The organism is Klebsiella sp. A52 (genome assembly GCF_018388785.1).
GTDB lineage: Bacteria > Pseudomonadota > Gammaproteobacteria > Enterobacterales > Enterobacteriaceae > Klebsiella > Klebsiella aerogenes.
In genome coordinates this window covers 4,580,544-4,598,791 of sequence record NZ_CP074437.1, presented here as the reverse complement: position 1 = coordinate 4,598,791, position 18,248 = coordinate 4,580,544, and the positions used below count along the sequence as shown (strand labels likewise).

General features: G+C 57.2%; 16 protein-coding genes. 12 read left to right on the top strand and 4 right to left on the bottom strand.

Translation table 11 applies throughout. The features are described from left to right. Window positions 1-49: 49 nt before the first annotated feature. Complete coding sequence (locus tag KGA69_RS21815) at window positions 50-697, top strand: carbonic anhydrase (protein WP_045397749.1); 648 nt, start codon at window positions 50-52, stop codon at window positions 695-697. Window positions 698-733: 36 nt separating this feature from the next. Further along, window positions 734-1,204, top strand: coding sequence for a cyanase (cynS, locus tag KGA69_RS21810; RefSeq protein ID WP_045397751.1), 471 nt, complete (start codon window positions 734-736; stop codon window positions 1,202-1,204). Window positions 1,205-1,255: 51 nt separating this feature from the next. Here the strand turns inward: cynS and KGA69_RS21805 are convergent, their stop codons facing one another. The 4 genes from KGA69_RS21805 to KGA69_RS21790 all read right to left on the bottom strand — a co-directional run bounded on the left by KGA69_RS21805 (window position 1,256) and on the right by KGA69_RS21790 (window position 6,107). Further along, a complete protein-coding gene (locus tag KGA69_RS21805; RefSeq protein WP_045397754.1) occupies window positions 1,256-2,269 on the bottom strand; it encodes a LacI family DNA-binding transcriptional regulator in 1,014 nt (337 codons plus the stop codon). A 29-nt stretch (window positions 2,270-2,298) separates the two neighbouring features. Then, window positions 2,299-3,699, bottom strand: a complete 1,401-nt coding sequence (locus tag KGA69_RS21800) for a sucrose-6-phosphate hydrolase (RefSeq protein ID WP_213292655.1) — start codon at window positions 3,697-3,699, stop codon at window positions 2,299-2,301. Then, window positions 3,699-5,069, bottom strand: a complete 1,371-nt coding sequence (locus KGA69_RS21795) for a sucrose-specific PTS transporter subunit IIBC (protein WP_213292654.1) — start codon at window positions 5,067-5,069, stop codon at window positions 3,699-3,701. The genes KGA69_RS21800 and KGA69_RS21795 overlap by 1 nt, the downstream gene beginning before the upstream one ends. A gap of 114 nt (window positions 5,070-5,183) precedes the next feature. Then, window positions 5,184-6,107, bottom strand: a complete 924-nt coding sequence (locus KGA69_RS21790) for an aminoimidazole riboside kinase (RefSeq protein ID WP_045397763.1) — start codon at window positions 6,105-6,107, stop codon at window positions 5,184-5,186. Between the two features lie 1,251 nt (window positions 6,108-7,358). On the opposite strand from KGA69_RS21790, the gene flhD reads away from it, so the two are divergent. The 10 genes from flhD to KGA69_RS21740 all read left to right on the top strand — a co-directional run bounded on the left by flhD (window position 7,359) and on the right by KGA69_RS21740 (window position 18,181). Beyond that, window positions 7,359-7,709, top strand: a complete 351-nt coding sequence (flhD, locus tag KGA69_RS21785; protein WP_015367348.1) for a flagellar transcriptional regulator FlhD — start codon at window positions 7,359-7,361, stop codon at window positions 7,707-7,709. Between the two features lie 2 nt (window positions 7,710-7,711). Then, complete coding sequence (flhC, locus tag KGA69_RS21780) at window positions 7,712-8,293, top strand: flagellar transcriptional regulator FlhC (protein ID WP_045397765.1); 582 nt, start codon at window positions 7,712-7,714, stop codon at window positions 8,291-8,293. 142 nt (window positions 8,294-8,435) lie between these two features. Continuing rightward, a complete protein-coding gene (gene motA / locus KGA69_RS21775) occupies window positions 8,436-9,326 on the top strand; it encodes a flagellar motor stator protein MotA (protein ID WP_015704927.1) in 891 nt (296 codons plus the stop codon). Beyond that, entirely contained in the window at window positions 9,323-10,246 is a 924-nt protein-coding gene (gene motB, locus KGA69_RS21770) for a flagellar motor protein MotB (protein ID WP_042892855.1), read from the top strand. The genes motA and motB overlap by 4 nt, the downstream gene beginning before the upstream one ends. Beyond that, complete coding sequence (cheA, locus tag KGA69_RS21765; RefSeq protein ID WP_045397768.1) at window positions 10,243-12,201, top strand: chemotaxis protein CheA; 1,959 nt, start codon at window positions 10,243-10,245, stop codon at window positions 12,199-12,201. Before motB ends, cheA begins: the two co-directional genes overlap by 4 nt. A 33-nt stretch (window positions 12,202-12,234) precedes the next feature. Next, the gene (gene cheW, locus KGA69_RS21760) at window positions 12,235-12,735 is read left to right on the top strand and encodes a chemotaxis protein CheW (RefSeq protein ID WP_015367343.1); all 501 of its coding nucleotides are present in this window, start codon (window positions 12,235-12,237) and stop codon (window positions 12,733-12,735) included. A gap of 131 nt (window positions 12,736-12,866) precedes the next feature. Beyond that, on the top strand, window positions 12,867-14,537 hold the full coding sequence (locus KGA69_RS21755) for a methyl-accepting chemotaxis protein (protein ID WP_047065481.1): 1,671 nt from the start codon (window positions 12,867-12,869) through the stop codon (window positions 14,535-14,537). Between the two features lie 83 nt (window positions 14,538-14,620). Further along, the gene (locus KGA69_RS21750; protein ID WP_049060369.1) at window positions 14,621-16,231 is read left to right on the top strand and encodes a methyl-accepting chemotaxis protein; all 1,611 of its coding nucleotides are present in this window, start codon (window positions 14,621-14,623) and stop codon (window positions 16,229-16,231) included. Between the two features lie 28 nt (window positions 16,232-16,259). After that, the gene (gene cheR / locus KGA69_RS21745) at window positions 16,260-17,132 is read left to right on the top strand and encodes a protein-glutamate O-methyltransferase CheR (protein WP_213292653.1); all 873 of its coding nucleotides are present in this window, start codon (window positions 16,260-16,262) and stop codon (window positions 17,130-17,132) included. Then, window positions 17,132-18,181 carry a protein-glutamate methylesterase/protein-glutamine glutaminase gene (locus KGA69_RS21740; RefSeq protein ID WP_045397782.1) on the top strand — a complete coding sequence of 350 codons (1,050 nt, stop codon included), beginning with the start codon at window positions 17,132-17,134 and terminating at the stop codon, window positions 18,179-18,181. The genes cheR and KGA69_RS21740 overlap by 1 nt, the downstream gene beginning before the upstream one ends. Window positions 18,182-18,248: the final 67 nt, after the last annotated feature.

Below are 18,248 nucleotides of genomic sequence, written 5' to 3'. Positions count from 1 at the left end.
CACGCGGCGCGTAACCTCCCTGACATTCCACAGCGAGGTAGACATTATCATGAAAGAAATCATTGATGGTTTTCTTAAATTTCAACGTGATGCATTTCCTGAACGCGCTGAACTGTTTAAAAGTTTAGCCTCCCGGCAGAGCCCCCGTACGCTGTTTATTTCATGCTCCGATAGCCGGATGGTTCCTGAGTTGGTTACCCAGCGAGAACCCGGCGATCTGTTTGTCATCCGTAATGCCGGCAATATCGTCCCTTCTTACGGTCCGGAGCCCGGCGGCGTGTCGGCATCGGTGGAATATGCCGTTGCCGTCCTGAAGGTCACGGATATTGTGATTTGCGGTCACTCCGATTGCGGGGCGATGACGGCGATTGCGCAGTGTAGCTGTCTGGATCATGTCCCCGCCGTTAAGCACTGGTTGCAATATGCGGATTCGGCAAAAGTGGTGAACGATGCCCGCGAGCATCGCGACCCGCAGGCCAAAACCGCGGCGATGGTGCATGAAAACGTGATTGCCCAGTTGGCGAATATTCAAACCCATCCGGCGGTGCGTCTGGCGCTTGAGGAAGGACGTCTGGCGCTACACGGCTGGGTGTATGACATTGAAACGGGAGAGATTGCCGCCTATGACGGCAATGCCAGAGCTTTTATTTCGCTGGCCGGTCATCCGGATACCCGAGCGGTGCCGGTTTACGGTTAGTCATTTCATTTCACTACGATATAACGAGGTAACACCATGATTCAGTCTCAAGTTAGCCGCGAAGTTCGTCTGGAGTTAGCGAATAAAATTTTGCTGATTAAAGCCAAAAAGGATCTCTCCTTTGCACAGCTTGTTGAAGGCACCGGTTTATCAGAAGCCTTCGTGACGGCCGCGCTATTGGGCCAGCATCCGCTGCCTGCCGAAGTCGCGAAAATGGTAGGCGCAAAACTGGAGCTCAGCGACGATGATATTTTGCTGCTGCAAACCATCCCGGTCAGAGGTTCTATTGAAGACCGCGTACCAACGGACCCGACGATGTATCGCTTCTATGAAATGCTGCAGGTCTACGACACCACCCTGAAAGCGCTCATTCATGAAAAATTCGGCGACGGGATCATCAGCGCGATTAATTTTAAGCTGGATGTGAAAAAGGTCAGCGATCCGGAAGGCGGACATCGCGCGGTGATCACGTTCGATGGAAAATATCTGCCAACGAAACCTTTCTGATGACAATTAACCGTTAACAGCACGGGCCTGAACCACGATCCAGGCCCGTTATTATCTGGCGGGCTGATAACGCATTTGCAATGTGGCGGGCAGATAACGCTGCAGCGGCTGTGGCGTTTTACCATCAATCAACTGACTGATGAGATCGTAGCAGTGCCAGGCCAACTGGCGGTTGTCCTGCTGGATGGTGTCGATGCGCAGCGATAGCGAATCATACAGATAGTGGTCATCGAAGCTGGCTAAATGGATCCCGGAATCCAGCAGGTTATGCTGGCTCATATAGCGTAGTACCCCTTCCAGCAAGCCGCAGGCGGCGGTAAACAACGCCTTAGGCGGCCGCCCGAGGCGGGCGCACAGCGCGGCAAACATCTCATAGCCTGAGCTTGGGTGATAGTTGCCGTTGATGATCCACTCCGGGCGCAACTCAACGCCTGCCTGGGCTAATCCCTGACTAAATCCGGCCAGCCGATCGCGCGAAGGCGAGAGCCGCGGCTGCCCGCCGAGAAACCAGAACTCATCCGGGTGTTGCCCGGCGATACGGGCGATAAGTTCCGCCGTCGGCGCCAGTGAGTCGGTCATCACCAACGGCAGGGCGCTATCGTTTGGATTGCGATCGAACAGCACCACCGGCAGCTGTTCGCTGAGCTTCAGATAGTCGGCGTCGCTGTGCATACAAGAGGCGACAATCAGGCCATCGACCTGACGGGCAATCATATTATTGACCACCATGCTCTCCTGACCGGGATTCTCATCGGTGCAAGAGATAAGCAGCTGTACGCCGGCTTCGCGGCACAGGGTTTCCAGCTCGTGAGAAAAAACGGCAAAACCATAGTTAGTGATCTCGGGTACCACCAGACCAATGGTATGGCTGCGGCTATCGCGCAGTGAACGGGCGTGAATGCTAGGCTGGTAGTGCTGCTCGCGGGCGATAGCCAGCACCCGTTCGCGCGTCTCCTGCGCCACGCGCAGCTCTTTGCCGCGACCGTTCAAGACCAGGCTGGCGGTGGCTTTAGAGACGCCAGCCAGTTCGGCGATATCTTTTATGGTAATGCGTTTGGGTTTCATCACGAGCCTGGGGCCTGAAAGCAAAACGCTTATTCTACCATGCATGGCCGCAGCGGCCAGCAGCAGAATGCCCCCGGCGTCGCGCCGCTGAATACCAGCTCTCCTGGATAATCGGCAAAGAAGCGGCTGCTCATCACCCCGGCGCCATCATTAATAAAAATTTCGACGCTGGAACGATCGATGAGGATCTGCAGTTTATGCGCCGCGCCGCGCCAGTAACGGTAATCGACAGTATCAGCTACCAGGCTTCGACGGGCCAGGCGTACGCCGCGGCTGTCCAGCGAAAGCTGCAGCGCGCCTGCAAAATCCAGCCTCAGCGCATCGCCTGGCATGACCTCGAAGGCCAGTTCCATCGGCTGCAGCGCCAGCGGTTCGGTCTGCCAGCCTTGCGCCTCGCCGCGCAGCGCCGCCAGTTCGCGCACGGGATTTTGATACAGCGTGCCGTGGCGCCAGCTGAGTTCCCGCAGGCAGGTCATTTGATGGATCCAGCCGTGGGCCCGCGTAGGTTGCTGCATCTCTTCTCCGTCGGGAACGCCCATCCAGCCAACCAGTAGGCGCCGACCATCTTCCGCCAGGGTGGTTTGCGGCGCATAGAATTCGAAGCCGCTATCCAGCTCTTCGAGCGCGCCGTGGCTAAAAGTCGCGTCAGCATTGTCGAAATGCCCGTGCATCCAGACCGCCGGATAGGTGTTCAGGAAGCGCTGGGCTTCTCGCGGTAGCCCCTGTGGGCAACTGAGTAAAATATGCTGGTCGCCGAGCGGGAACAGATCCGGGCATTCCCACATATAGCCGCCATCGTTCAGGCCGTTAAGTCCGCTACCGGCAATTTCGCCATGGCTGCTCCACTGCATTAAATCAGCGGAGCTGAATAGCAGCACCTTACCGCGGTCGGCCAGATCGCGCGCGCCCAGCACCATCAACCAGCGATCGCCGTCGCGCCAGACTTTGGGATCGCGCACGTGTCCGCTATAGCCGGCTGGCAGCGCCAGCACCGGGCCCTGCTTGCGAAAAGTACCGTCGGGATTTTGCGTCGCCAGACACTGCCAGGCGGTACGGCTGCCATCGTTAAATTTCACATTACCGGTGTAGCACAGCGTCAGGACGCCGTTGTTATCTACCGCACTGCCGGAGTAACAGCCGTTACGGTCGTACTCCTCGTCTGGCAGCAGGGCAATCGGTTCGTGCCGCCAGTGCAGTAGATCCGCTGAACTCCAGTGTCCCCAGCCTTTATAGCGATGATCGCAGGCGAAGGGATTCCACTGATAAAACAGATGATAACGGCCATTGAAGTGGATAAAACCGTTTGGATCGTTCAGTAGCCCACATACCGGCGCCAGATGCCACTGCGGATAGTGGTCATCCCGCCGCGCGCGCGGCTGGTGGTTCATGACGGCCTGCAGGACCGCCGGTAACAAAGAAGGCTGCGTCATTATTCAGCATCCGTTTTGTATTTGAGCGTCAGCGAAACGATAAAGGCGACCACAAACGCGATAGCCAGCCCGATGATGTAGTTAAGCAGGGAACTGGCCTGCACGATAGCCATGCCGGGGATGGCCGTCAGGCCGACGGCGGTCATATAGACGTGCATGGAGACCACCCAGGCGCCACCCGCCGCGCCGCCAATCAATGCGGCGATAAATGGCTTAACGAAGCGCAGGTTGATGCCGAATATCGCCGCTTCGGTGATGCCAAGCATCGCCGAAAAGGCTGAGGGGAGGGCAATGGCTTTCACTTTTACATCTTTGGATTTAAACCACACCGCCAGACAGGCGCCGCCCTGGGCAATGTTAGCCATTGCCCAGATAGGCAGCAGGAAATTGACGCCGATCGACGGGTTGCCGAGCAGCCCGGCTTCGATAGCATGGAAGCTGTGGTGGATACCGGTGATAACAATAACCGAGTACAGCCCGCCAAACAGGAGTCCCGCCAGCCAACCGGCGTGGGCAATGAGCGTGCTGAGAATAAAGGAGATGCCGTCGCCGAGGGCACGACCGACCGGACCGATTATCAACAGGGCGATAAAACCGGAGATAATAACCGTCAGGAACGGCGTGAGGATCAGATCCAGCGCGTCGGGAATCAGGCGTCGCAGTTGCTTCTCAAGCAGGCTCATAAACCACACCGCCAGCAGCACCGGGAACACCGTCCCCTGATAACCGATCATCGCCACCTCGAGGCCGAAGAAATTCATGGTGTGGAAACCCGAAGCCACTCCCCAGGCGTTGGTCAGCGCCGGGTGGGTAAGAATACCGCCGAGGGTTGCGCCAAGATAAGGGTTGCCGCCGAATTCACGCGCGGCGGTAAACCCGATCAGGATTGGCAGAATAATAAAAGCGGCCGAACTACAAATATCGAGGATCAGGTATATGGCGTTGCCCGGGTCGACCCAGCCGTAGGTTTTCACCATCCCCAACAATCCCATCAGCAGGCCGGAGGCGACGATAGCCGGGATAATGGGCACAAAGATGTTCGATAGCAGGCGGGCGATCCGTTGGAACGGATTCAGTTTTTTCGCCGCCAGATCTGCGGCTTCGGATTTGCTCGACTCGCTAATACCGGCTGCCTGAATAAAGGCGGCATACACTTTATTGACCACGCCGGTACCGAAGATGATTTGCATCTGGCCGGCGTTGCGAAAGCAGCCTTTTACCCCCTCAATTTTGCCGATGGCCTGCTGGTCGGCGAGCGCGTCATCGACCAGTACCAGACGCAAGCGGGTGGCGCAGTGCGCGGCGCTGGCGATATTTTCTTTGCCGCCAAGCAGCGGCAGCAGCGTGCGAGAAATCTGTTGAAAATCCATAGTACCCTCTACAAAGTCTGTCATCATCATGGGCAATTGGGGATGTCCGAATCCCCGAACCGCCGCTTTGCTAATTTTGCTAAAACGTTTTAATTATTTTGCCTGCCTGCATCGTTAAAACTGGCGGTTCACATCGGCCTGGTACGGTAAGGCGGTCATCGCGCCTTTGGCGGTGGTCGCCAGCGCGCCGCAGGTTTGCGCCAGCGCGACGATTGGCTCCAGCGCGGCGACATCGTCAGGGAAGCCGTGAGCGGCGAGGCTGGCGAGTAGCCCGGCAACAAAGGCATCACCGGCTCCGGTGGTATCAACGCTGACCACCGGACGGGCCGGGAAGTGAATATGCTGTTGCTGGAACAGCGCTTGCACCCCGGCTTTTCCTTGCGTGACCAACAGCAGTTTTGGCTGAAAGCGCTCGCGGAATCGCGCAATACCGCTGGCGATATCATCGCCACCGCTAATAAAGGCCAGTTCCTCTTCCGATAGTTTCACTACGTCAGCCAATGCCAGCGCCTGTTCGAGACAACGCCGTAACAACAGGGGATCCTGCCACAGATCGCTGCGGATATTCGGGTCGAAGCTGACGCTACCGCCGGCGCGTTTAATCTGTTCCATTGCCATAAAGGCGCTGCTGCGGCTGGGCTCGGCGCTGAGGGCGATAGAGCAGACGTGCAGCCACTGGCCGGCCGCGAAAGGGGGGAGATCGTCTGGTTGTAGAAAAAGATCGGCGCTCGGACGGACCATAAAGGTAAAGGTGCGTTCGCCGTGTTCATCCAACGCGACCACGACGGTTGAGGTGCGTTGGGTGGGGTCTAAAGAAAGGTGGCGGATATCCACGTTCTCTTGTCGTAGCGTCTGGCGCATAAAGCGGCCAAAAGGGTCATCGCCGACCCGACCGATGAACCCGCTATTGCCGCCAAGCCGCGCGACGCCGACAGCGACGTTAGCCGGTGCGCCGCCCGGACATTGTAATAAGCGGCCATCACCCTCAGGCAGCAGGTCGACGACCGCATCGCCGAGTACCCATACTTTACTTGTCATACTGAAATTCCTTCTTGCTAAACTTTGTTAAACCGGTTTAGCTAATTTAAACATAACCCCTAACCCAACGGAACGCGGAAGTGATGAAAATGCGATCGGCTACGATAAAATGTGATCCAGCCGCGATATTGCGCGCTTAGCGCTAGCTATTTTTCCTTTACTACAAATAGGCAAATGAACTGTCATTTTCCCTACCAATAATAAGGGGGAGGGAAGTCTGGTCGATAGAGCGCTTATTGTCGGATGAAAAACCCTCATATATCTATTTATTAATATTAACTTGCTGTCAGGGTGCGGCTAAAAAATATATTCCTGATGGCTTTATGCCAGGGTTTGACACCGTTAATTACTTCTCATTTTTTATTATTACCACGTGATAATAAGCCCGTTTCGTTAAAATAATGTTAGAAAAATAACCCGGGGAAAATACCCATTTAGGGTAATACATCAGGCCGTAAATGTTATAAAAAATTTATCCATATCTGGAGGCGTTCAGCCACGAGTAGGGGCGGAAAAATAGCGTCAGGCGTCGCGATATAGGGTGAATTGAACGCATCTTGCTCAATTGGTTGAGCTGAAAAAACAGGCTAACCAAAGTCGTTTTTGTTCAATTTTTATACTCATTCCGTCACTGCCATCCGAGTATTAGATCTAATATCCTTGTATTACACCATGGTTATTTTTTGCGGTGAAAACTAATGATTTACGTTGAATTTAACGCTTGTTCAGATTTTTATTCTTCAATTTTTATAATGTTATTTTTTTGTTCTAAATGTGCCAGAAAAAACTAATTGCAATGGTTGATAACACTTTTTTTAAGATAATTCATTTACTTGTGATCGTTAAATGATCGAATGTTGGCTATAAAGTGATCGAAATGGGGTGTTGTTACCGGTATTATTTTTTGTTTTTGTGATCTATATCTCATTATATTCAAAATTTCCCCATACTTAATTGTGTGTGCTAATGATTCGGGAGTAGAGTTGCGCCGCCTTAAGAATATTCTTATAGAATTTCTAAAAATAGTTTCATGGCAATTCAACTCTCTAGAAGCAAATTCTTTACATCCTCCACTCCAGTTTGCACCTGTAACAAACTATTAACAGTGGGGCGAATTTGACGATTAGCTGAATTTTTAGCTATCGCGAGTGAGCGTTTTAATTGCCGTCTTGGGGAAATGACTGAGGTCACGGGCGATTAAGTATCACGCCCCGTGTATGTTTTCTAACATGGCTTATCGGGATAGGGATTATGGGTACCTCCGAATTACTTAAGCATATTTATGACTTCAACCTGTCGTATTTATTTTTAGCACAGCGGCTGATCAACGATGAAAAAGTATCCGCAATGTTTCGTTTGGGAATTGACGAAACCATGGTTGATACCCTGGCGCAGCTGACGTTACCGCAGATGGTGAAACTGGCTGAAACTAATCAGCTGGTGTGTAATCTGCGCTTCAGCGACCATCAGACTATCGAGCAATTGACCAAAGAGTCGCGCGTTGATGACCTCCAGCAGATCCATACCGGTATCCTGCTTTCCAGTCACCTGCTGCAAGAGCTCCGCGCCAAAGAAGGCGCTGCGGCGAAGAAAAGTGTTTGATAATGGCTGAGAAAAGTATTGTTCAGGAAGCGAAGGATATTCAGCTCGCCATGGAGCTGATATCTCTCGGCGCGCGTCTGCAGATGCTGGAGAGTGAAACTCAGCTCAGCCGCGGGCGCTTAATTAAACTCTACAAAGAGCTGCGCGGAAGCCCGCCGCCGAAAGGGATGCTGCCGTTCTCGACCGATTGGTTTATGACCTGGGAGCAGAATATTCATTCGTCGATGTTCTACAACGCCTATTTGTTCCTGCTGAAGAGCGGCAAATGCAGCGGAGTGGAAGCGGTGATCAAAGCCTATCGCCTGTACCTCGAACAGTGTCCGCAAGAAGCGGGCGAAGCGCCGCTACTGGCGTTGACCCGCGCCTGGACGCTGGTGCGCTTTGTTGATAGCGGTATGCTGCAGCTCTCCGCCTGCAATAGCTGCGGCGGCTCATTCATCACCCACGCGCACCATCCGCAGCACGATTTCGTCTGCACGTTATGCCAACCGCCGTCACGCGCCGTAAAAAGACGTAAACTTTCTCCGCAACTGGCCGATATAACCTCTCAACTGCTGGACGAGCAGGCTAAACGCGTCATGTAAGTCGCCGTTCCGACGACTTACGGCAATCCATTTTCGACGTGTAATACGCAGGGGCGGCATGCCGCCCCCCATTCCCCGCCTGGTTTACGCCAGGGCGCGTTTGCCTCGCCCGCCATCCACATTGTTAATTTGAGGTATGCGTGTGCTAGTGATATTGGGTTATCTCGTGGTCCTGGGAGCGGTATTTGGCGGCTATTTGCTGGTGGGGGGCCACCTGGGCGCGCTGTACCAACCGGCGGAATTCCTGATTATCGGCGGCGCCGGCATCGGCGCGTTTATCGTCGGCAACAACGGAAAGGCCATCAAATCCACGCTGCGGGCGTTGCCCAAAATGGTACGTCGTTCCAAATACAGCAAGGCGCTGTATATGGATCTGATGGCGCTGCTGTTCCTGCTGCTCGCTAAATCTCGTCAACAGGGAATGCTGTCGCTTGAGTTCGATATCGACAATCCTCAGGAAAGTGAAATTTTCGCTAATTATCCGCGCATCCTTGCCGATAACCATCTGGTGGAGTTCATAACCGATTATTTACGCCTGATGGTGAGCGGCAACATGAATGCTTTTGAAATTGAAGCGCTGATGGACGAAGAGATCGAAACCTTCGAACAGGAGAGCGAAGTGCCCGCCGGCAGCCTGGCGATGGTCGGCGACTCTCTGCCGGCATTTGGTATTGTCGCGGCGGTAATGGGGGTGGTGCACGCGCTGGCCTCGGCGGACCGTCCGGCGGCAGAGCTCGGGGCGCTTATCGCCAACGCGATGGTGGGGACTTTCCTCGGCATTCTGCTGGCCTATGGATTTATCTCGCCGCTGTCGACGCTGCTGCGGCAAAAAAGCGCCGAGACGGTCAAGATGATGCAGTGCATCAAGGTGACATTGCTCTCCAGCCTCAACGGCTACGCGCCGCAAATCGCCGTCGAATTCGGCCGCAAAACGCTGTATACCACCGAGCGCCCGTCGTTTGTTGAGCTCGAAGAGCACGTGCGCCAGGTGAAAGCGCCCGCCGCGCAGGCGACGGAAAGCGAAGAAGCATGAAACATAATCACCCGGTGGTACTGGTCAGAAAACGCAAATCGCACCAGCCCGCCCATCACGGCGGTTCATGGAAGATTGCCTATGCCGATTTTATGACGGCAATGATGGCTTTCTTCCTGGTCATGTGGCTGCTGGCGATCGCCAGCCCGCAGGAGCTGACGCAGATTGCCGAATATTTTCGCACGCCGCTGAAAGTGGCGCTGACCAGCGGCGATAAAAGCAGCTCGGAAAGCAGCCCGATCCCCGGCGGCGGCGAAGACCCGACCCGTGAAGTCGGGCTGGTCAGCAAACAGATTAATACCGCGGATAAACGCGCCGAAGAGCTACGGCTTAACAAACTGCGTGACAAGCTCGATCAGTTGATTGAGTCAGACCCGCGCCTGAAGGCGCTACGTCCGCATCTGCTGATCAACATGATGGACGAAGGCCTGCGCATTCAGATTATCGATAGCCAGAATCGCCCGATGTTTAAAACCGGTAGCGCCCAGGTGGAAAGCTATATGCGCGATATCCTGCGGGCGATAGCGCCAATCCTCAATGATTTGCCGAACAAGATAAGCCTCTCCGGCCACACCGATGACATCCCCTACGCCAGCGGCGAACGCGGTTACAGTAACTGGGAACTGTCGGCGGATCGCGCCAACGCCTCGCGCCGCGAGCTGATTGCCGGCGGCCTGGCGGAAGGGAAGGTGCTGCGGGTGGTCGGTATGGCGGCGACCATGAGCCTGAAACAGCACGGCGCTGATGATGCCATCAACCGCCGCATTACCGTACTGGTGCTTAACAAAGAGACCCAGCAGAGCATTGAGCATGAAAATGGCGAAAGCAATGCGCTGGAGATTAGCCAGCCGGATGCGCTGCCAAAGCTGGTCGCGCCCGCGCCGGTTAACCGTGATTCACACCCAGAGGTGACCCCATGAGCATGGATATTAGCGCTTTTTATCAGACTTTTTTTGATGAAGCAGACGAGCTGCTGGCAGACATGGAGCAACACCTGCTGGAGCTGGATCCGCAGGCCCCCGATATCGAACCGCTGAACGCGATTTTTCGCGCGGCGCACTCGATCAAAGGCGGCGCGGCGACGTTTGGCTTTTCCGTATTGCAGGAAACCACCCATCTGCTGGAGAACCTGCTCGACGGCGCCCGGCGCGAAGAGATGCGCTTGAGCACCGAAATTATCAATCTGTTTCTGGAAACCAAAGATATTATGCAGGAGCAACTGGACGCCTATAAAACCTCGCAGCAGCCTGACGCTGAGAGCTTTGACTATATCTGCCAGGCGCTGCGGCAGCTGGCGCTGGAAGCACAGCAGCAGGACGCGCCAGCCGCGCCGCCCGTCGTGGCTCAGCCTGCGCCGACGGCCGTCGCCGGCGGTATGCGCGTAAGCTTAACCGGGCTAAAAGCCAATGAAATTCCGCTGATGCTGGAAGAGCTTGGCAATCTCGGCGAGGTACAGGATCCGCTGCAAACTGACAATAGCCTTGAGGTGACCCTGCTGACCACCGCCAGCGAAGAAGACATCTGCGCGGTGCTCTGTTTCGTCCTTGAGCCGGAACAAATCAGCTTTACCACGCCGCCAACGACTGCCGCTAAGCCATTGGCGTCGGCCGAAGTTGTGCCGCCGCCTGTCGCCCAGCCGCAGCCTGCTGCCGTCGAGCCGCCCAAAGCGCCGAGAGCGAAGGCCAGCGAATCGACCAGCATTCGCGTGGCGGTAGAGAAAGTTGACCAGTTGATTAACCTCGTCGGCGAACTGGTGATCACCCAGTCAATGCTGGCGCAGCGCTCTGGCAATCTGGATCCGGTAACCCATGGCGATCTGCTCAACAGCATGAGCCAGCTGGAACGTAATGCCCGCGACCTGCAGGAATCGGTGATGTCGATTCGCATGATGCCGATGGAATATGTATTCAGCCGCTACCCGCGGCTGGTGCGCGACCTGGCCGGCAAGCTCAATAAGCAGGTGGAACTGACGCTACAGGGCAGCTCTACCGAACTTGATAAGAGCCTGATCGAGCGCATTATCGACCCGTTGACCCACCTGGTGCGCAATAGCCTCGACCACGGTATTGAAGATCCGCAAACCCGTCTGGCGGCAGGTAAGTCCGAGGTGGGCAATCTGATTCTTTCCGCTGAACATCAGGGCGGCAATATCTGCATCGAAGTGATCGATGACGGCGCCGGGCTTAATCGTGAAAAAATTCTCGCCAAAGCGGCGGCGCAGGGGCTGGCGGTCAGCGACAGCATGAGTGATGAAGAGGTCGGAATGCTCATTTTCGCGCCGGGCTTTTCGACCGCGGAACAGGTGACCGACGTCTCTGGCCGCGGCGTCGGCATGGACGTCGTGAAACGGAATATTCAGGAGATGGGCGGTCACGTAGAAATCCATTCCCGGGCGGGCAAAGGGACCTCGATTCGTATTTTGTTGCCGCTAACGCTCGCCATCCTCGACGGCATGTCGGTCAAGGTCAATGAAGAGGTCTTTATTCTGCCGCTCAATGCGGTGATGGAATCGCTGCAGCCGCAGGCTGAAGACCTGCATCCGATGGCCGGCGGCGAGCGGATGCTGCAGGTCCGCGGCGAGTATCTGCCGCTGGTGGAGCTCTATCGGGTGTTTGATGTCGCCGGGGCGAAAACTGAGGCCACCCAGGGCATCGTGGTGATTCTGCAAAGCGCCGGCCGCCGCTATGCGCTGCTGGTGGATCAGCTGATCGGCCAGCATCAGGTAGTGGTAAAAAACCTGGAAAGCAATTATCGCAAAGTGCCGGGAATTTCCGCGGCGACGATCCTCGGTGACGGCAGCGTGGCGCTGATCGTCGACGTGTCGGCGCTGCAAATGCTCAACCGGGAAAAGCTGCTGAGCGCAGCGGCCGCGTAACGACTCATCTCATAAAATTAACAGGTGCAGACCATGGCAGGATTAGCAACCGTCAGCAAACTGGCTGGCGAAACGGTAGGTCAGGAGTTTTTAATTTTTACCCTCGGCAATGAAGAATACGGCATCGATATTCTGAAAGTGCAGGAGATCCGCGGCTATGACCAGGTGACGCGTATCGCCAACACCCCGGATTTCATCAAAGGCGTCACCAATCTGCGCGGGGTGATCGTGCCGATTATCGACCTGCGGGTAAAATTCGCCCAGCAGGGCGTCTCTTATGATGAAAACACGGTGGTTATCGTGCTTAACTTTGGCCAGCGGGTGGTGGGGATCGTGGTCGACGGCGTCTCCGACGTGCTGTCGCTCACCGCTGAACAGATCCGCCCGGCGCCGGAATTCGCGGTAACGCTGGCGACCGAGTATCTCACCGGTCTTGGCGCGCTCGGCGAACGCATGTTGATTCTCGTCGATATCGAAAAGCTGCTCAGCAGCGAAGAGATGGCGCTGGTCGATAACGTCGCCAAAAGCCACTAAGCAACGGGGCGCGCTCGGTCGCGCCCGATAAAAATAGTCCCCGCTGGCATAAAGTTCCCCTCCCGCGCGCCGATAACCCTTTCAGTCACATACGTAAAGCCTGGCCGTTCAGGCTTCCAGGAAGGGGAAACATGTTTAATCGTATTAAGGTCGTCACCAGTCTCTTGTTAGTGCTGGTGCTATTTGGCGCATTGCAGCTGATTTCGGGCGGTCTGTTTTTTTCGTCGCTGAAAAGCGATAAAGAGAACTTCACCGTCCTGCAAACCATCCGTCAGCAGCAGTTGCTGCTAAGTGAAAGCCGGGTCGATCTGCTACAGGCGCGTAACTCCCTGAACCGCGCAGGGATCCGCTACATGATGGATACCAACAAAATCGGCAGCGGCGCGACTATCGACGAGCTGCTGGCGAAAGCGAAAGAAGAGCTGGCCCGCGCCGAGCGCAACTATGCCGCCTATGAAAAAATCCCGCAGGACCCGCGTCAGGATCCGCAGGCGACGGAAAAGCTTAAGCAGCAGTATGGCATCCTGTACGGCGCGTTGTCGGAGCTTATCCAACTGCTGGGCGAGGGTAAAATCAACGCCTTCTTCGACCAGCCGACGCAAAAATACCAGGACGATTTCGAGCAGACTTATAACGCCTATCTGCAGCAAAACGGCAAGCTGTACCAAATCGCCGTTGACGGTAGCAACAGCTCTTATAGCTCGGCGATCTGGACCTTAATTGTGGTCATCATCGTGGTGCTGGCGGCGATCGTCGGCGTGTGGATGGGTATCCACCATATCCTGGTGCGCCCGCTGAACCGCATGATTGAACACATCAAACGGATCGCGTCCGGCGACCTGACCCAGCCTATCCCGGTGACCAGCCGCAATGAAATCGGCGTGCTGGCCGCCAGCCTCAAGCACATGCAGAACGAGCTTATCGAAACGGTGAGCGGTGTGCGTCAGGGGGCGGATGCCATCTATAGCGGCGCGTCGGAAATCGCCGCCGGGAATAACGATCTCTCATCGCGCACCGAACAGCAGGCGGCATCGCTGGAAGAGACCGCCGCCAGTATGGAACAGCTGACGGCGACGGTGAAACAGAACGCCGAAAACGCGCGTCAGGCCAGCCAGCTGGCGCTGAGCGCCTCCGAAACCGCGCAGAAGGGCGGCAAAGTGGTGGCCAACGTGGTGGAAACCATGCACGACATCGCCAGCAGCTCGCAGAAAATTGCCGATATCACCGGCGTTATCGACGGCATCGCCTTCCAGACCAACATCCTGGCGCTTAACGCCGCGGTAGAAGCGGCGCGCGCTGGTGAACAGGGCCGCGGCTTCGCGGTCGTGGCGGGCGAAGTCCGCAACCTGGCGCAGCGCAGCGCCCAGGCGGCCAAAGAGATCAAAGCGCTGATCGAGGACTCGGTCAACCGCGTGGATATGGGCTCGGTGCTGGTGGAAAGCGCCGGCGACACCATGGGCGATATCGTCAATGCGGTCACCCGCGTGACCGACATCATGGGCGAAATCGCCTCTGCTTCCGATGAGCAGAGCCGCGGCATCGACCAGGTCGGCCAGGCGGTAGCGGAAATGGATCGCGTCACCCAGCAGAACGCCTCGCTGGTGGAAGAGTCGGCCTCCGCCGCCGCCGCGCTGGAAGAGCAGGCCAGCCTGCTGACGCAGTCGGTTGCCGTCTTCCGTCTGAAGTCGGAAGGGCAGGAAGAGTATAAAGCGCCGGTCAGCAATAAAACCGCGCCTGCCGCCATCGCTACGCATAAAAAAACCAGCGCCAGCGACTACCAGGATAACTGGGAGACGTTCTAACGGGTACCGGCCGCCGCATCCCTACACGCGGCGGCCTCTCTTGCGTTGTAAGCCGGCCGAGACCGGCTACCAAGGAGATTGCTATGTTTAACCGAATCCGTATCTCTACCAGTCTTTTCCTGCTGCTGATCTCCTTTTGCATCATGCAACTGATCAGCACCGGGCTCTCTTACGTCGCGCTGCGCGCCGACAACCACAATCTTGAACGTATTACCGTCAGTAGCCAGCAGCGCGATGCGCTTAGCCTGAGCTGGGTATCGCTGCTGCAGGCGCGAAATACCCTTAACCGCGCCGGTACCCGCGCGGCGCTGAAGGTGCCGCAGGAGCAGGTGGATGCGCTGATGGGCGGCGCCCGCAGCTCGCTGCAAAAAGCCGATCTCTACTTTAACCAGTTCCTCGACACGCCTCGCGCGGATGAGCAGGAGCAGCAGTTGGCCGATGCCACGCGCGACAGCTACGAGAATCTGCGCGGCGCGCTGCGCGAGCTGATCGTGTTCCTCGAAAATCGCAACCTGCAGGCCTTTATGGACCAGCCGACGCAGAAAATACAGGACCGCTTCGAGGCCGACTTTGTGCAATATCTGCAGCTGGCGAAGGCGACGACCGATGAAGCCAGCGCCTCCAGCCAGCGGGCCTACGGCTGGTCAATCTGGTTGGTTGCCGGGGCGGTGCTGATGCTCTTGGTGGTCACCCTCAGCGCGATGTGGTGGCTGCGAACCATGCTGGTGCAGCCGCTGAATATTATTCGCGGCCACTTTGAACGTATCGCCAGCGGCGATCTTTCCGCACCGATTGCGGTCTATGGGCGCAACGAAATCAGCCAGCTATTTGCCAGCCTGCAGCGCATGCAACAGTCGCTGATTGGTACCGTCGGCGCGGTGCGCGACGGTGCGGAGTCGATTCTTATCGGCCTGCAGGAGATTTCAGAAGGCAACAACGATCTCTCCTCGCGCACCGAACAGCAGGCGGCTTCGCTGGAAGAGACCGCCGCCAGTATGGAGCAGCTAACGGCGACGGTAAAACAGAATGCCGATAACGCCCGCCAGGCATCGCAGCTGGCGCGTGATGCTTCTTCAACCGCCGCCAAAGGCGGCGAGCTGGCGGATGATGTGGTCACCACGATGCACGACATCGCCAACAGTTCGCAAAAAATCGGCGCGATTACCAGCGTCATCGACGGCATCGCCTTCCAGACCAATATTCTGGCGCTCAACGCGGCGGTGGAGGCGGCGCGCGCCGGTGAGCAGGGGCGCGGCTTTGCGGTGGTGGCCGGAGAAGTGCGCAACCTGGCCAGCCGCAGCGCCCAGGCGGCAAAAGAAATTAAGCTGCTGATCGACGAATCCGTCAGCCGCGTCAAACACGGCTCGGTGCTGGTGGAAAATTCCGGCGCCACTATGCAGGACATCGTGCGCTCGGTAACCCGGGTCACCGACATCATGGGCGAAATCGCCTCCGCCTCCGATGAGCAAAGCCGCGGCATTGAGCAGGTGACGCAGGCGGTAACCCAGATGGATCAGGTCACGCAACAGAACGCCGCCCTGGTGGTGGAATCCGCTTCCGCCGCCGCTGCGCTGGAAGAGCAGGCGATTACCCTCGCCGATGCAGTGGCGGTATTCCGTCTGGCGGATGACAACTTCGTCGCGCCGGAAACCTCATCCACGGTAAAGGAGACCCTGGATTGTCAAACCGCATAAACCGCTCGTTTTTTGCCGGTGAGCCGGCATGAAGCAGACAACATCAATCGCGCCGCGCGAAAGCGGCTCGGCGCTGGCGCAGATGGCCCAGCGTCTGCCGCTCTCCGACGCGCATTTTCGCCGCATCAGCCAGCTTATCTATCAGCGTGCCGGGATCGTGCTGGCGGCGCATAAGCGCGAGATGGTGTACAACCGGCTGGTGCGCCGCTTACGGCTGCTGGGCATACATGATTTCGGCGACTACCTGGCGCTGCTGGAAAGCGACCCGCACAGCGCCGAGTGGCAGGCGTTTATCAATGCGCTGACCACCAACCTGACGGCCTTTTTTCGCGAGGCGCACCACTTTCCGATTCTGGCGGAGCATGCGCGCTCGCGTCCGGGCGGCTATAGCGTGTGGAGTACCGCCGCTTCGACCGGCGAAGAACCTTATTCCATCGCCATCACGCTCGGCGATGCGCTGGGGGAGCGCGCCAGCAGTTGCCAGGTCTGGGCCAGCGACATTGATACCCAGGTGCTGGAGAAAGCCGAAGCGGGGATTTATCGCCATGAAGATCTGCGTACCCTGACGGCCGGGCAGATGCAGCGCTATTTTCTGCGTGGCACCGGGCCGCATCAGGGGCTGGTGCGCGTGCGTCAGGAGCTGGCGGCGCGGGTCAACTTCCAGCCGCTGAATCTGCTGGCGCCAGAGTGGGCGCTGCCGGGGCCGTTCGACGCGATTTTTTGCCGCAACGTGATGATCTATTTCGATAAGCCGACGCAGGAGCGCATCCTGCGCCGCTTTGTCCCCTTGCTTAAACCGGAGGGGCTGCTGTTTGCCGGTCACTCCGAGAATTTCAGCCAGATCAGCCGGGATTTCTACCTGCGTGGACAGACCGTGTATGGGCTGACCAAGGAGAAGTGATGAGTAAAATCAGAGTGTTATGTGTTGATGATTCGGCCCTGATGCGCCAGCTGATGACCGAGATCGTCAACGGCCACGCCGATATGGAGATGGTGGCGGTGGCCCCGGACCCGCTGGTCGCACGGGATCTGATCAAAAAATTTAACCCACAGGTGCTGACGCTGGACGTCGAAATGCCGCGCATGGACGGCCTCGATTTCCTCGAAAAGCTGATGCGCCTGCGGCCGATGCCGGTGGTGATGGTTTCGTCGCTGACCGGTAAAGGTTCGGAAATTACCCTGCGCGCGCTGGAACTGGGGGCGGTGGATTTCGTCACCAAACCGCAGCTCGGGATCCGCGAAGGCATGCTGGCCTACAGCGAACTGATCGGCGAAAAGATCCGCACCGCCGCGCGAGCGCGGCTGCCGCAGCGCGCCAATGGCCAGCCGCCGGCGATTTTAAGCCACGGACCGCTGCTGAGCAGCGAGAAGCTGATCGCCATTGGCGCTTCCACCGGCGGCACCGAAGCGATTCGTCAGGTGCTTCAACCGTTGCCGGCCACCAGCCCGGCGCTGCTGATCACCCAGCATATGCCGCCGGGATTTACCCGCTCGTTCGCCGAACGGCTGAATAAGCTGTGCCAAATCACGGTGAAAGAGGCGGAAGAGGGCGAACGCGTGCTGCCGGGACACGCCTATATCGCGCCTGGGGATCGCCATCTGGAGCTGGCGCGTAGCGGCGCTAACTATCAGGTCAAGCTGCACGACGGCCCGGCGGTGAATCGCCATCGTCCCTCGGTGGATGTGCTGTTTCGCTCGGTGGCCCGCCACGCCGGGCGCAATGCGGTGGGGGTGATCCTCACCGGCATGGGCAACGACGGCGCGCAGGGGATGCTGGAGATGCATCGCGCCGGGGCCTATACCCTGGCGCAGAGCGAAGCGAGCTGCGTGGTGTTCGGCATGCCGCGCGAGGCCATCGCCAGCGGCGGGGTCAGCGAAGTGGTTGAACTGGAGCGCATGAGCCAACGCATGCTGGCGCAGATAGCCGGCGGCCAGGCGCTGCGAATTTAAATTCACGCCGCCAGGAGTCCCGGCGGCGTGGTGTGAAGTGAGTTAAAAATGACACTGTTCAGGGGTA